Annotated in this window: 12 protein-coding genes; 2 read left to right on the forward strand and 10 right to left on the reverse strand. The window is 48.1% G+C overall.

Translation table 11 applies throughout. The features are described 5' to 3' along the window. Positions 1-30 precede the first annotated feature (30 nt). The 3 genes from OEU88_RS06405 to OEU88_RS06415 all read right to left on the reverse strand — a co-directional run bounded on the left by OEU88_RS06405 (position 31) and on the right by OEU88_RS06415 (position 4,611). Entirely contained in the window at positions 31-3,243 is a 3,213-nt protein-coding gene (locus OEU88_RS06405; protein ID WP_262694306.1) for a beta strand repeat-containing protein, read from the reverse strand. 264 nt (positions 3,244-3,507) lie between these two features. Continuing rightward, on the reverse strand, positions 3,508-3,939 hold the full coding sequence (locus OEU88_RS06410; protein ID WP_262694307.1) for an MAPEG family protein: 432 nt from the start codon (positions 3,937-3,939) through the stop codon (positions 3,508-3,510). A 57-nt stretch (positions 3,940-3,996) separates the two neighbouring features. Then, positions 3,997-4,611 carry a ferric reductase-like transmembrane domain-containing protein gene (locus OEU88_RS06415; protein WP_262694308.1) on the reverse strand — a complete coding sequence of 205 codons (615 nt, stop codon included), beginning with the start codon at positions 4,609-4,611 and terminating at the stop codon, positions 3,997-3,999. Between the two features lie 160 nt (positions 4,612-4,771). Here OEU88_RS06415 and OEU88_RS06420 point away from each other — a divergent pair, with 160 nt between their 5' ends. Continuing rightward, complete coding sequence (locus OEU88_RS06420; protein ID WP_262694309.1) at positions 4,772-5,278, forward strand: GNAT family N-acetyltransferase; 507 nt, start codon at positions 4,772-4,774, stop codon at positions 5,276-5,278. A gap of 20 nt (positions 5,279-5,298) precedes the next feature. After that, a complete protein-coding gene (locus OEU88_RS06425; RefSeq protein WP_262694310.1) occupies positions 5,299-6,396 on the forward strand; it encodes a serine hydrolase domain-containing protein in 1,098 nt (365 codons plus the stop codon). 30 nt (positions 6,397-6,426) lie between these two features. On the opposite strand, the gene OEU88_RS06430 is transcribed toward OEU88_RS06425, so the two are convergent. The 7 genes from OEU88_RS06430 to OEU88_RS06460 all read right to left on the reverse strand — a co-directional run bounded on the left by OEU88_RS06430 (position 6,427) and on the right by OEU88_RS06460 (position 13,843). Further along, complete coding sequence (locus OEU88_RS06430) at positions 6,427-6,786, reverse strand: YbaN family protein (protein ID WP_262694311.1); 360 nt, start codon at positions 6,784-6,786, stop codon at positions 6,427-6,429. 94 nt (positions 6,787-6,880) lie between these two features. Continuing rightward, the gene (locus OEU88_RS06435) at positions 6,881-7,441 is read right to left on the reverse strand and encodes a PAS domain-containing protein (RefSeq protein ID WP_262694312.1); all 561 of its coding nucleotides are present in this window, start codon (positions 7,439-7,441) and stop codon (positions 6,881-6,883) included. Positions 7,442-7,557: 116 nt separating this feature from the next. Continuing rightward, a complete protein-coding gene (locus OEU88_RS06440; protein ID WP_262694313.1) occupies positions 7,558-8,463 on the reverse strand; it encodes a hydrogen peroxide-inducible genes activator in 906 nt (301 codons plus the stop codon). 603 nt (positions 8,464-9,066) lie between these two features. Then, positions 9,067-9,861: a LytR/AlgR family response regulator transcription factor gene (locus tag OEU88_RS06445; RefSeq protein WP_262694314.1), complete on the reverse strand. Its 795-nt coding sequence runs from the start codon at positions 9,859-9,861 to the stop codon at positions 9,067-9,069. 256 nt (positions 9,862-10,117) lie between these two features. After that, positions 10,118-11,101: a type II secretion system F family protein gene (locus OEU88_RS06450; RefSeq protein ID WP_262694315.1), complete on the reverse strand. Its 984-nt coding sequence runs from the start codon at positions 11,099-11,101 to the stop codon at positions 10,118-10,120. 2 nt (positions 11,102-11,103) lie between these two features. Beyond that, on the reverse strand, positions 11,104-12,093 hold the full coding sequence (locus tag OEU88_RS06455) for a type II secretion system F family protein (RefSeq protein WP_262694316.1): 990 nt from the start codon (positions 12,091-12,093) through the stop codon (positions 11,104-11,106). A gap of 4 nt (positions 12,094-12,097) precedes the next feature. Then, the gene (locus tag OEU88_RS06460; RefSeq protein WP_262694317.1) at positions 12,098-13,843 is read right to left on the reverse strand and encodes a CpaF family protein; all 1,746 of its coding nucleotides are present in this window, start codon (positions 13,841-13,843) and stop codon (positions 12,098-12,100) included. Positions 13,844-13,858: the final 15 nt, after the last annotated feature.

The raw sequence follows: 13,858 nt of genomic DNA on the forward strand, positions 1-13,858 counted from the left end.
TTTTTCTTTGAATAGCCTGTCTACCTGAAATCAAACCAATATCTGATCATTGTCGATAATGGCTTGGAACTTGGTTTCATCTACACCTTCTAGCGTGAGTGTACCATGCCCCACTAGTGTTAGTATTGTGGAGTTCCCACTGAATGTTGCTGCACCCGTGATTACATCAATCGTTAAGCCATTAATTTCTGTGAAATCGAGCGTATTTGGACCGCTGTTTGATACTTCAAAGTCAGTGATAACGTCAGTACCGAAGCCTGTAATGAATGCAAATGTGTCGCCTCCGAAGCCTCCGCTCAAACTGTCATCGCCGCTGCCGCCAAATATAAGGTCGGCGCCTAGCCCACCCTCAATTGTATCGTTGCCACTGCCACCAAACAGAGTATCATTACCGCGGTTACCTATTACACGATCATCGCCTGATCCAGCAAATATTTGATCGTTGCCATCCCCGCCGTCAATTGTATCGTTACTATTATTTGCGCCAAGTCCGCCGTATATTACGTCATCGCCCCCATTACCAACGATATTATCACTTCCTGTGCCACCCCCAAGGGTGTCATTACCAGCTTCACCTCTAACTATGTCATTCCCAGAGCCAGCATAAATTACATTAGCACCGGTGCCGCTTCCACTAATTGATGCGCCTCCATATAATGAGTCGTCTCCATCCCCGCCAAATATAGTATCATTACCTGCAGTAGAAGCTGTACTTCCTCCACCAAAAACCTCGTCATTGCCTGCTCCGGCTCCGATCAGGTCATTACCGTTTCCACCTCGGATAGTGTCATTGCCTGTATCTCCCGGACCAGCGAAAATTCGGTCGTTACCATCTCCACCCTCGATACGATCATTGCCCTGATCACCCCTGATAAAGTCATCCCCTTGGTCTCCGGTAAGAGTGTCATCGCCGCTGCCACCTAAGATATTGTCGTCTCCGGCATCGCCCGTAATACGATTGGCAGAATTGTTGCCAGTCAATCGATCAGAAAACGGTGAACCTTCAATGTATTCAAACCCTGCAACCTGCTCAGTATTGCCATTTGATGAATTTAGATTAACAGTAACGGCGGTGCTATTGCCTGTGTATGAAACGGTATCAATACCGTTTCCACCATTCAGTACATCGCGGCCTTCGCCGCCCGTAATATGATCATTACCATCTCCGCCTGAAAGCGTATCGTTTCCAGCCCCGCCAAACAACCTGTTGCTAAATGTGTTGCCTATTATGCGGTCGTCAAAATCAGTTCCAATGATGCCAGATATATTCTCTAATACATCACCTTCAGCATCGCCACCTCGGCCTGTGCCGAGAAGAGCGTCAACATTAATTGCAGCAGTTGAGTCAGAATAATCTGCTGTGCCGCCGCGAATGGTATCTGCACCTGGTCCACCTACGGCTATATCGAATCCTCTACTCGCAATAAGTACATCATTTCCTTCGCCGCCAATAAGGGTGTCATTTGTTCTTGTTGCGCTGTTATCAAAACCTGCTTCCAAACTGTCATCGCCGGAGCCACCTTCCAAAAGATCGCCGCCGCGACCACCTAATAGTGTATCATCGCCGTTACCACCTAACAGAGTGTCGCCTCCAAATGGGCTATGAAAGCTGCCGCCAGTGATTAGGTCGTTGCCATCGCCTCCATCAAGTAAGTCATTGTGCGATCTAAATTCAACCTGTCCAGAAGTAAGCGTGTCGTCGCCAGCTCCGCCTTCAATGGTTTCGTCACTACTTCCACTACCAGTGATACTGTCGTCACCATCGGTTTGATCACCAGGTCTACCAGTCACGCCGACATTAACATTGGTGAAGACTGATCCATCGGGGAAAACATAATTGAGATTATCAAGGTTATCGACACTGCGCCCAATAAGAAAAATGCTATTTCCAGAACCTGAGTCAACCAGAACGCCAACTACACCGTTCCGCTCAACATCACTTGCATTGGCAATAAGGTCATCAATGTTCTCAAAAGAGCTTCTGGATAAATCAGAAAAATCTAATGTATCTGCGGACGTTAGCCCTGCGATAGTATCATCGCCGTGATTATTGGCAAATACGATAAGGTTTGCTCCATCCCCTACGTCAATTTGATCATCACCAGCGCCGCCTGTAATGGTGTCGTTGCCTGCATCGGCATTCAGAGTATCATTGCCGCCTTGACCATCGATAAGGTCATCGCCGCCTAAACCCTGGAGAATATTGTTAGCTTGAGACCCCAGTAATGTGTCGTTGTTCTGAGAGCTGCCGGTGATGTTCTCAATATCTATTAGAACATCATCACCAATTGAAAAGTTTGGTGAATTTGCTTCCCCTTTGTCTACGGTGCCAGCTGCTAGGTCGGCATTTATGGCAAGATTGTTGACATAACTGATAGAGTCAACTCCGGAGCCACCGTCAATTGTATCGGCACCATCAAAAGAACCCCGGATATCATCATCTCCTGCACCTGCCCGAATTAAATTATTATTGGGCGTAAATTGACCATCAATAGCTATAGAGGTGCCTGCAATGATAATATCGTCGCCCGCACCACCAATAAGTGTGTCGCTTCCGCCGCGGCCGTCCAGTACAACGCCGAGATCAGAACCTGTCAGAAAGTCATCAAAGTGACTACCAAATATGCGGCGGATGTTAATTAGGACATCACCCTCAGCATGGCCACCACTTCCTGTGCCGACTTGCAGATTGATTATTATACCTGCAGGGGATTCTTCATAGTTTACTCCAGCATAATCTTCTCTGTTACTGGAACCGATTAGAGTATCTGCACCTTCCCTACCATCAAGCAGGTCATTGCCTCCATTACCTTCCAAGCGGTTATTCGCAGCGTTTCCAGTGATAAAGTCGCGTTGAGTCGACCCGATAATGTTTTCAATGTTGATTAGGTTATCAAAACTGCTGTTGGATCCATCCAGAAAGGTGACAATGTTACCGCGAACACTACTGCTGGACGTGGGGGTAAAGAAAAAGCCAAGACGCACAAAAACAATATCAGTAGAGTCTGCGTAGCTGACGGTGTCAATGCCATCGCCGCCATCAATGAAATCATTACCAGGGCTATTTGCAAAGAAATCATCGCCAGCACCGCCGTTGAGTGTGTCGTCTCCTTCGCCGCCATTAAGCGTGTCGTTGCCCGCGCCGCCTTCTAAAAGGTCGTCGCCGGCGAGGCCTTCTAGGGTGTCATTTTCGTCTGAACCAGTAAGCGTGTCGTTGCCTGATGTGCCGGTAAAAAGAGGCATAAGAGTTCCTAAATGAAGTAGGCGATGTCAAAATGAGAAAGAGGGCTGCGTATGCAGCAGTGAGGTTTCGCTACATCATCAGCAAAGATGTGATGTGGTAATGTTGTGTGTACTCAGGAAGCGCAGGACGCACTTTTGCGAGCGTAAAATACGCAGATAAAACCATTGACTAGACCCCCAAAGAATAATCCTGATTAGTGTTTCCACTAACCCGTTGGTTGTATTCATAAGGGCAGTTGGTTTCCTGTCAACACTGTTTCTATGCTAGAGAGCAAACGTGATATTGCGGGCCGTAATTGCAACCAAAATCAAGGCGCTGGCTACAAATAGAAGGAAGCGGATCAGTACAATATTAACCGTTGCCTGCAGCAGCGAATGCAGTACCCGTACACCCACATAACTCCATGCCAGCAAAATGTTAAGGTTGTCACTAACGCCGACAATATGGCTGTAAAACATCAACGCATAAAAGATGGTTGGTTGCTCATGCAGGTGGTTATAGTTGTCAGCTACGCGGCGTGCACCAGCTGGCAGCACATTCAGTGATCCGGGGTGGGCGGCATCCTGCGGGTCGATTTTTGCTTTGCTCATGGCAGGCAGTCGTGTTGCATACATCCACACCCACATAATCAGGGTCCATGTGATCATAGCGAGCGCCGGGTTAAGGATCGAATTGCCAAGAAATGGAATATGCATAGTGAGAAAGCCTCTGTATTAAATACTCATATTAACGTCATGTTTGAACGCCAAGTATTAAGGTTTACGCCGTTTCAGTTTTTGCCTTGCTGCTATGCGCAGCGCAAGTGCGAGCAAGCAAACGGTAGGAATAGCAGCATGAGTTATTCCCTCCGCTAGCGCAACAGGCAACGAGCGCCCTATGAAAATCAGCCAGATATAATAACTGCCAATTTTATGTAGTCGTTTCCAGTTTTTTGCGCCCATTTTGCGCACACTTGCATTGTTAGATGTGACCGCCATTAAAAACAGAAATAAGTAAGCGAGGCCGCCGCCAGAAAGTTCTCCTGCAGTGCGCGTTGCCTCTGTAAAAACAAGGTTTGAAAGTACGATGCCTGCATGCACAAAATGCACGAGCGCAAACGAAATTCCAATATATCGTCGGTTGCGCATCGCCCAGCGGCTGTAGGGCATGTCATACAAAATGCGAATGCTGGAAGCAGTGAAGGCCGTGATGAACAGTGCGAACGCTAGCCATGCTGTTGGACGCATCACGTAAGGTAGTGTTTCTATTGCATCCATTTTCATGCTGTATGCCACGCCAAGGAACGTAAACAAAATAATCGCAACACATGCAACAAGGCCTGTGCTTTCATTAAGTCTCAATCCGGTATTTGGTTTCTGTGCTGCCATAGGCTTATTCCAAACATACGTGACGTGCGCGGCACCTGTCCCACAATCAGGCACGACCTAACGCTATTTACTTGAAACGTTCTGTTAGTGAGTAGAATACTTTCATATGGGGCGCTGGTTATCCAGCCAAAAACACAACAAGAATAGCAAGGCAGGGGTCATGTTAACGCTGAGATCTATCCCGGATACTGATCTTGATGCATTTTTTCACATGCTGAACGATCCAACACTTGCCGTGAATACGGGCAGCATTCCTTACCCCATTACGCGTGCGTGGGCGCAGGAACGTCTTGATAAAAAACGTGCAATGGAAGTGGCAGGCACAGCCCAGGACTGGGGTCTTTATGACGGTGAAACACTGGTCGGCAATGCAGGGTGGTTTACTGCTGAAACTGGTGGCCGCGAAATCGGATACGCTATTCACCGCGATCATCGCGGTAAGGGATATGCCACACAGGCTGCACGGTTGGTGGTGGAACGCATCCGGTCTGATGGCTACAGGGATAAAATCTATGCAGGTTATTTCAAGGACAACCCTGCATCGGGGCGTGTTCTTGAAAAGCTGGGGTTTGAGTTTTTGACAGAAACGCTTGGCGAGGCTGCTGCGCGCACGGAGCCTTCACCGTCGATAGAGATGGTTTTGCAAGCAGAAGTAACAATTAGTTAGTTAAAGTCGGGAGATTAACAATGCGGGGAACGATTCTATTTTTGCTTACAGTGTTCATGTCTTTTACGGTTGCGGCCTCGCCGGAAAAGCTACAAATAGCGTTAGATCAAGCTATGGACAGCCCGCCGCCTGCGGCAGCGGGCCCTGTGGGGTACGCCTTCCATGTAGTCGCGGGTGACGATAGCTACGGCGCCGCATCCGGCGTTGCAGCACCTGATGGCACGCTGCTTGATAGTGACCATATGTTTCGTCTTGCCAGTATTACTAAAAGTTATGTTGGAACAGCCGTCTTGCGTTTGGTTGAGCAGGGGCGCCTCAGTTTGGATGCACCGATAAACACATTAATCGATGCGGAGTATAATGAGGTGCTCACCAGCGATGGGTACGATACAAACATTATTACTTTAAAGCATGTGATTAGCCACACAGCCGGCTTCTTTGATCATGCTCAAACGAATAACTTCCTTAATTCATTAATGACAAATCCGCATCATGTCTGGACCCGCACGGAGCAAATTAATGCAGGCGCTGCATGGGGAGACCCGGTGGGCGCGCCGGGTGAAAAGTTCTTCTATTCCGATACAGGGTTTGTGCTGATGGGGCATATGATTGAACGCCTCACCGGAGAGGCTTTGCCTGTTGCAGTGCGGTGGCTGGTTGGCTTGGATAGGCATGGCCTTACCCAAACAGTTTGGGAGCGCGGAGACAGCCGCAGCGTACCTGCCGAAAAGCGTGTTCACCAATATATGGCAGGACAAGATACATACACATGGGACCCGTCAGTTGACCTTTATGGTGGTGGTGGTTTGGTTGCTAGTATGCGTGACGTGGCACTGTTTTACAGCCTGTTATTTAATGGCAAAATATATGAAAACTCATCAACATTGACCACTATGCTTTCTCAGGATGGTTTGCCGGAAGGCAGTCCATACCGGCACGCAGTGTTTGTAAAAAATTACAGTGGTCTTGAGGTTTATGAACATGGTGGTTTTTGGGGCACGCTTGTATTGTATGACCCGCAAACAAAGACTGCTATAGCAGGCGCTTCTCTCAAGCAGGAAGGCTATCCAACTTTGGTGAAAGCAATGGTAACATTCTTGAAAAGTATTAAAGGGTGACGCTGTATTATAGATGGCATTACGCTTGGGTTACTCAGGGCCGTGTGGTCGCGTGAGGACGAATAGCGCCGCCAGAGACAATACAACTGCTTGAATAATTAGCACGTGCTGTGCCACACCGAGCGCAACTGACAGCAGAAAAGCAAGCAGCATTGTAAAGGCGGCAACCTTTTTGGTGCGTCTGTTAATACTGCCGTGCGTTTGCCAGTTTTTGATTAAAGGGCCAAAAGTCTGGTGGTTTATGAGCCAAGCTGACAAACGCGGCGAACTGCGTGCAAAGGCAAAGGCGGCGACCAGTAGAAACGGCGTTGTCGGCAGAAGCGGCAGTACAACACCCACCAGCCCAAGGCCTAACGCTATCAGTCCAATTGTTGCCCATATGTACCGCATGGTTCACTATCCATCGTCATTGATGGTGCAAACGCTACGCGGCATTGTTGCTTGGGTAAATGCATTTAATTTGAAAAGGGCCGATTGATGACATTTAATGAGGTGTCGGCAAGGCGGTAATGTATGACAGAACATATTTATAGCGGCCCAAATCCCCGTCCGATACGGGCAATTCAAGTATGCATACGTTACGGTATTCCTTGTCAAAATGACGGAGGTCTCGTGTATAGTACCTTAAGCGGCGTTCCTCGATTTGGGTTTGCCACGCAAGTTGGCATAATTCGGTAGATAAAGGGCTTGCCTCGTTCACATCAAAGCCACCAAGTGAGCGCCCGGCCAGTTCTTCAATGCCGCTACCTGCAAGCCGGAATTGTGCCTTGCCGTCGGGTGTGCAAATCACCAAGCCTATGTTTTTGGCAAAGCGGCCCATATCACGTAGCAGAATAGACGATTTTTTCGGTGGTAGTCCGTCTTTTACCAAGGATAGCCACCAGTCAAATACGTCAACTGTGTCTTTGTCGCGCAAAATACCACGGAAGGTATCAAGGTTTTTTTCAGGTGGCATTTTGCCCAGAAATGATGGTCCTATATAATAATCTTTGATCGCCGGATCGTGCCTTCCGTCGCTCACATGGTCTAGCCGCAAGATTTGCATAGCTTTGTCCTTGTTAATATTTCAGCGATTAGCCCCCGGATTTAAAATTTTTAATCGCCGGTATTTTGGACTCGGAACACGTTGTGCTTTGCGCCGCGAATACAGCGCCAATATACTTAAGCAGTTGGATGTGCTGCGGCACTACGGATGGCATTGCCCAGCGCTTCAAATGTTGGTGCACGCGGGTTGGTCTTGCGCCAAATTAACCCGATCATGCGCGTTGGAATGATATCACTAAATGTGACGATATCTACATCGATATTTTCTGTTATGCCTGCTTCTACAGCCATGCCAGGTAATAAGGTGATGCCGTGTCCTGCTGATACCATTGGCAATATGGTAGCGAGGCTTGTATTGGCCAGTTCTCTGCGGGCGCGCCTTCCCAGTAGTTGACAGGCTGCAAGTGCATGATCACGCAAACAGTGCCCTTCTTCCAGTAAGAGTAGGCGCTCTTCATCCAGTTCGCTGCTGTGTATGCTGTCACCGGGCGCTTCTCCCTTGGGAAATGCCGCAACAAACCTGTCAGGGAAAAGAGGCATCTCGTGTGCATCACCGCAGTCAAAAGGCAATGCATAAAGTACCACATCCAGTTCGCCAGCACGCAGCAGGTCACATAAATCCGCTGACTTTTCTTCACGCAAATGCAATTCAAGATCGGGTAAAGTTTTACTGATAGCAGGCACAACGCGCGGCAAAAGATACGGTGCGATGGTTGGAATGACACCCATGCGAACAACACCGCGCATAGGGTCCTTTGCAGCAGAAGCGAGGTCGGTTAGATCATCGACGTCATTAAGAATGTCTTGGGCGCGACGCACCATCTCCTCACCGAGCGCTGTAAACATAACGGAACGTTTTGTGCGCTCTACAAGTTGTGTGCCGAGCAAGCTTTCCAACTCTTGAATACCAGCAGATAATGTGGATTGCGTCACGTGACTTGCGTCTGCTGCTTTTCCAAAATGATTGGTTTTATGTAGAGCAACCAGGTAGCGCAGTTGTTTTAATGTAGGAGGAAAGCTCATCGAATATTCCGATTTTTAAAATGTCTATTTATGCTTTACCCGATTATAAATAAGGCGGCCCTGAAGACAAGATGTTTCAACTTGTCGCATGGTTTAAACGTTTAAACGCTTGATATGATCAATAAAGGCAGCCTGCCCAATTGTTGTCACAATTCAATTCTTTTATGCAGCTCGTTTGATGCCAACCGCTTAATGCTGCGACACTGTATATTCTTGCTGTTCTGAATTTGTTGTGAATAAGCGCACTAAACGCATGCTTTTTGGTAGTTAGACAAAAAAATGGCCGGGTAAAAACCCGGCCCGAGTCACGACAGCGAGGATAGTGTAACCGCACAGAGGCGGTCACAACAGGAGTGGGCACAACAGAGTCGCGCCCTCTCGCACCGCCTAGAAGACCAAAATTTGACCGCTGGGTCAATGATTCTCTCGATTAAATATTATAAATGCTGATTTTATTGCTTCAAAATGAGATTTTGAAGCCACACTTGTGCGCCTTTCGCTTCAGTGAGAGGCCGATGGTATTGAAAACTGCAGCATTGCTAAACCAAGGATTAGCCGATTAATGCCCGCAATGATGATTCGGAAAGTTTAAGCTTAAGCTAGCTAAATACCTGACAGGCGTGATTTGATACTTCCTTTGTAGCGGCGACTTACAGAGTGTTTGTCTCCATTGTGCATCAGGATCGATGTTTGATCGTGATCGTTGGCAATGCCAACAACAAAATCTATATTCACGGTGTGAGATCGATGACATCGCATGAAGTTTGACGGCAGGTTTTCTATAAAGCCCTTCATTGTTGCGCGATGAACCAAGACGTCTTCGCCGACTGTGATGCACAGATAGTCTTTACCGGAGACAATCGATTCTATGGTGTTAATGTCGATTAATCGAGTGGTGTTACCGTCTTTTAAGGCAACCCGATTATTTCCATTTGTTGATTCTGTGACTGGAATTTTTGGTTTGGCAGATGGTGGGGCTTTTAGTTGTGCATAATATTGCCGGTAATAATGCACCGCCCAGAACAGGCCTGACCAACACAACAGCTGAAAAGTTGATTGCCTGCCATAATGAAAGTAGCCCCAAAATTCATAATGATTATCGGCAAACATAAGCACATGGTATGAAAGCGCATTAAATGAACCGCGCCACAAAAGGGCTGCTCCAATTGTTGCTATCAATGATAGTGCAATCTGTGTGGCAGCGGGTCGGTCGAATAATCTGGTAAAAAATACAGCCAGCCCTGATGAGCATATGAAACCAAATGTTGAATACAAAATCAGGCTTGTCCAGCTTGGAACAGTTTCAGGGTCAAACCAGCTTAAACGTGTGAAGATGATTAGCGCTGCCCACACTAAAATTTGAACTTTGAAAAAGGTACGCATTTCTGAAGATAACATGCATGATCAATACCTGTTCGCGATCGAAACAGGAAGTGCAAAACACACCGGATATCTCATGTAATCAACCGAAGATCGCAAGCAGACTGTCAGTCACACTATGACTGGCTCAGGAAGGTCGCTTCTGAGTGTTTGAGATTTTATGAAGCGAAGACAGTTTGTGTTTGATGCAGAGTGTGTGCGAACAAAAACTGATCGCTTGGAGTTTGATGGCAGGCCCATGTCAGATGAGCCTGCCGGAAGTAAATGACACGGTTTAGTTCTTGGCAATGAAATCATCTACCACTTTGCAGCTTGCTGGCCCAAGCAGTACAACAAATAGTGTGGGTAGAATAAACAGAATTAGCGGCACCGTCAGCGTTGCTGGCAGACGGGCGGCTTTTTCTTCTGCTTTCATCAAACGTTCGTTTCTAAACTCTGCAGAAAGCACCCGCAAACTGGTGGCGAGCGGCGTGCCGTATCTTTCACTTTGCACCAGTGTTGTCACTACGCCGCGCAATGCCGGAAGGTCTACGCGGTCAGACAGATTCACTAGTGCCTGCCGTCGTTCGGGCAGAAAACCAAGCTCAATGGATGTGAGAGTAAACTCTTCTGAAAGTTCCGGTGCAGCACGTTGTAGTTCCTTGGCAACACGATTGAGGGCGCTATCCAGCGTTAGCCCCGCTTCAGCACATACGACGAGCAGGTCAAGCGCATCAGGCAGGCCTTTTCGAATAGCGTCGGTACGTTTTTGCTTCACATTTGAGATGTAGATGTCTGGCATTTTCAGGCCAAGGAAGACCATGCCTGAGGCAAATACCGGATGGAAATTTGCATATTGTGCCATAACACCCATACCGTAAAACAAAATGATGCCAACAAGCCCCATGACCATTGGTAACGAGAGCCGCGTTACCTGATAAATTACGAGCGCGTCTTTGGACCTGAAGCCGGCTTGAGCGAGCGACCCTGTGATTTTGTTTGTTTGCTCGCTTTGTAACAGTTTAAGTTTTTCAGCGAGTATACGCAGTGCACCAACATTGTCCGCGTGACGAATAGTGGTGCGGCGTTTGGTTGAACGTATAAGGCCTGCCTTTAGGGCGTCACGGCGTTCTTGCAGTGACTTAACGCGCCCGCGCATCGGGTTGGGTGCAAGCGCTGTTTGATAGACAGCAAGCAAAACCATGAAAGCAACAAGCCCTGCCATGACGGACAGGATGTCGATAGCTGGAATTCCCAAAACTTCTTCAAACGCATCCATTGTTACACCTCAAACTTAATCATTTTAGCCATGACAATCAGACCTAAACTCATCCATATCAAAGCACCAATCCCAGCCATTATGGCTTTGGGGTGTGTAAATAGAATGATGCCGTAATCGTAGTTAATCAGCATGATCATCGCGAGCATGATGAACGGCAACACACCCACAATCCATGCACTGGCCTTTGCTTCGGAAGACATGGCGCGGATCTTTAATTTCATTGATTGGCGTTGGCGCAAAATGCTGGACAGATTGCCTAAGGTTTCACCCAAATTGCCACCTGTTTCGCGCTGTACCACCAGCGAAATAACGAAGAATTTAAAATCTGGGGTGTCCAGCCGGTCTGCGGTTTCCCACAAGGCTTCTTCTAACTGTTTGCCGAGGCGCATGGCGTCGGTGATTTTCTGAAATTCTATGCCGGTCGGGGCACTTAACTCAACGCCTACGTTTGCAATACATTCGTTAACTGGCAAGCCTGACTTCAGCCCACGTACAATAAGGTCAATGGCTTCGGGAAACTGTTTGGTAAAACGCTCCATCCGACTTGCGATGCGTTTGCCCACGAAGACGTGAGGCAAACCAACACCAATAATCACACCGAGCGCTAGCGCCATTAGCGGCGCGAAATCAGCAATGAGGAAAAAGATGATAGCACCGATCGCAATCGCTCCGCACACTAATGCATAGCGTGATAGTTCTGTTTCCATACCAGCTTTTGCCAACCGTTTTTGTATTTGTTCGCGCCGTGGCAGAAGGCCGGCAAGCGTTGCAGCCAAACCAGATTGTTGTTGGTTCAAGCGAATTGAACGTGTTGCTTCACTACTGGCTGCTACTGTTTTGTTGAAGCGCATCTTAAAGCGTTCAAGTTTCATCTGTGTTTGCTTTTGGCCTTTACCAAGCAATCGTGCCAGCACGAGCAAAACGATAAGCAGCACAACCAGCATGATAACTGCTGCAAAAATAATAATTGTTGTGTTTGTATCCTGCATATCTTTATCCGTTCATTGCATCCATCAGGGCACGGTCCAATCCGAAGTATTCAGCATTAGTGAGGAAGTGAGGGCGCACACCTGTTGATTTGAACGTACCGGTCAGGCGCCCAGATTCGTCCTCTCCGGTAAATTCATATTTGAACAGGTCTTGTGTGGTGATTACGTCGCCTTCCATGCCAACAACTTCAGTGACGTGGGTGGTGCGCCTTCCGCCGTCGCGCATCCGCTGTACCTGAACGATTAAGTCAAGTGACGCTGAAACCTGTTCACGAATGGCTTTCGGCGGCAGGTTCAGCCCTGCCATATTGACCATGTTTTCAAGGCGGGTAAGCGCTTCTCGCGGACGGTTGGCATGAATGGTGCCCATTGACCCATCGTGGCCAGTGTTCATAGCCTGCAGCATATCAATGGCTTCCCCGCCTCTGATTTCACCGAGAATGATACGGTCAGGGCGCATACGGAGCGCATTCTTAACCAGGTCACGCATATCAATTTCGCCGCTGCCTTCCAGGTTGGCAGGTCGTGTTTCAAGGCGCACCACATGTGGTTGCTGAAGCTGCAGCTCTGCAGCATCCTCAATGGTGACAACCCGCTCGCCTTGGTCGATCATGCGCGATAGGGCGTTTAGCATGGTGGTTTTGCCTGAACCGGTACCGCCTGAAATCAAGATGTTCAGGCGGCACGCGCCAGCAATTTTCAACACTTTGGCGAGTGGCGGCGAAATACTGCCAAAATCCAGCATTTTATCGAGCGTGATCTTGTCTTTAGTGAATTTCCGAATAGAAATGGATGCACCGTCAATCGCTAGAGGCGGAGCAATCACATTTACGCGGCTACCGTCTGCCAAGCGAGCATCACAAATCGGCGAGCTTTCATCAACGCGCCGCCCAACAGCAGTTACAATGCGCTGCGCGATATTCATCAGGTGCTGGTTATCGCGGAAGCTTACGTCTGTTAGTGTTAGTCGGCCTTTTTGTTCCACATAAACCTGATTGGGACCGTTGACCATGATGTCAGATATTGTTTCATCGGCAAGCAATGGTTCCAGTGGGCCAAGACCCAGCATGTCGTCCAGCAGCAATGTAACCAGTTGCTTCTGTTCTTTCAGGTTCAGGTTTATCTTTTCCTGAACAAGTAATTCGCCGACAACTTCACCGACCTGTTCTGCAAGTTCAGGGCGAGGCAACATTGCTGCAGCTGTTGGGTCAATGTGTTCCATCAAAAGGCTTTGGATGCGCGTTTTGGCATCCAGCAATGCTTTTAGTTTGTCCGGTTTGGCTTCATTATCTTTATTTGTTGGTTTGTCGCTTTCACCTATAGGACCAATTGTTGATTGCGCTTCATTTAAAAGGTAGGTCGCAACGTCGCGTTTTTCTTGTTCGCTTACTTCGAGTTCGTCGGCTTCAGCAAGATCGGAAACGATAGCAAACAGTTTGGTTGTTACTTCACTTTTGGTTGCCATACGTAGTTCATCGGCAGTGAAACATTTGGTGAGCACTTGGTCACCGAGTACGGCTAAACGATCCACTGTACCTTCTGAAGCTTCATTATTGGCTTCAGGTACTTTTGTGCTTATTTCATCAGGGACAACCGCGGTGTCATTTGCGGGTTTAGCGTTCGGCGTAGCAGGGCGTGGGTCCGTTGGTGAAACGGGTATAGTAGTATTCTTACCAAAACCCACACCAAACCCACCAGCGGGACTGCGGCCGCCGCCTAGCTTCTTTCTTCCAAATGCTTGTGGTTTCATGTGCCTGCACCCATC

It is taken from the genome of Kordiimonas aquimaris (assembly GCF_025574485.1).
Taxonomy (GTDB): Bacteria; Pseudomonadota; Alphaproteobacteria; order Sphingomonadales; family Kordiimonadaceae; genus Kordiimonas; species Kordiimonas aquimaris.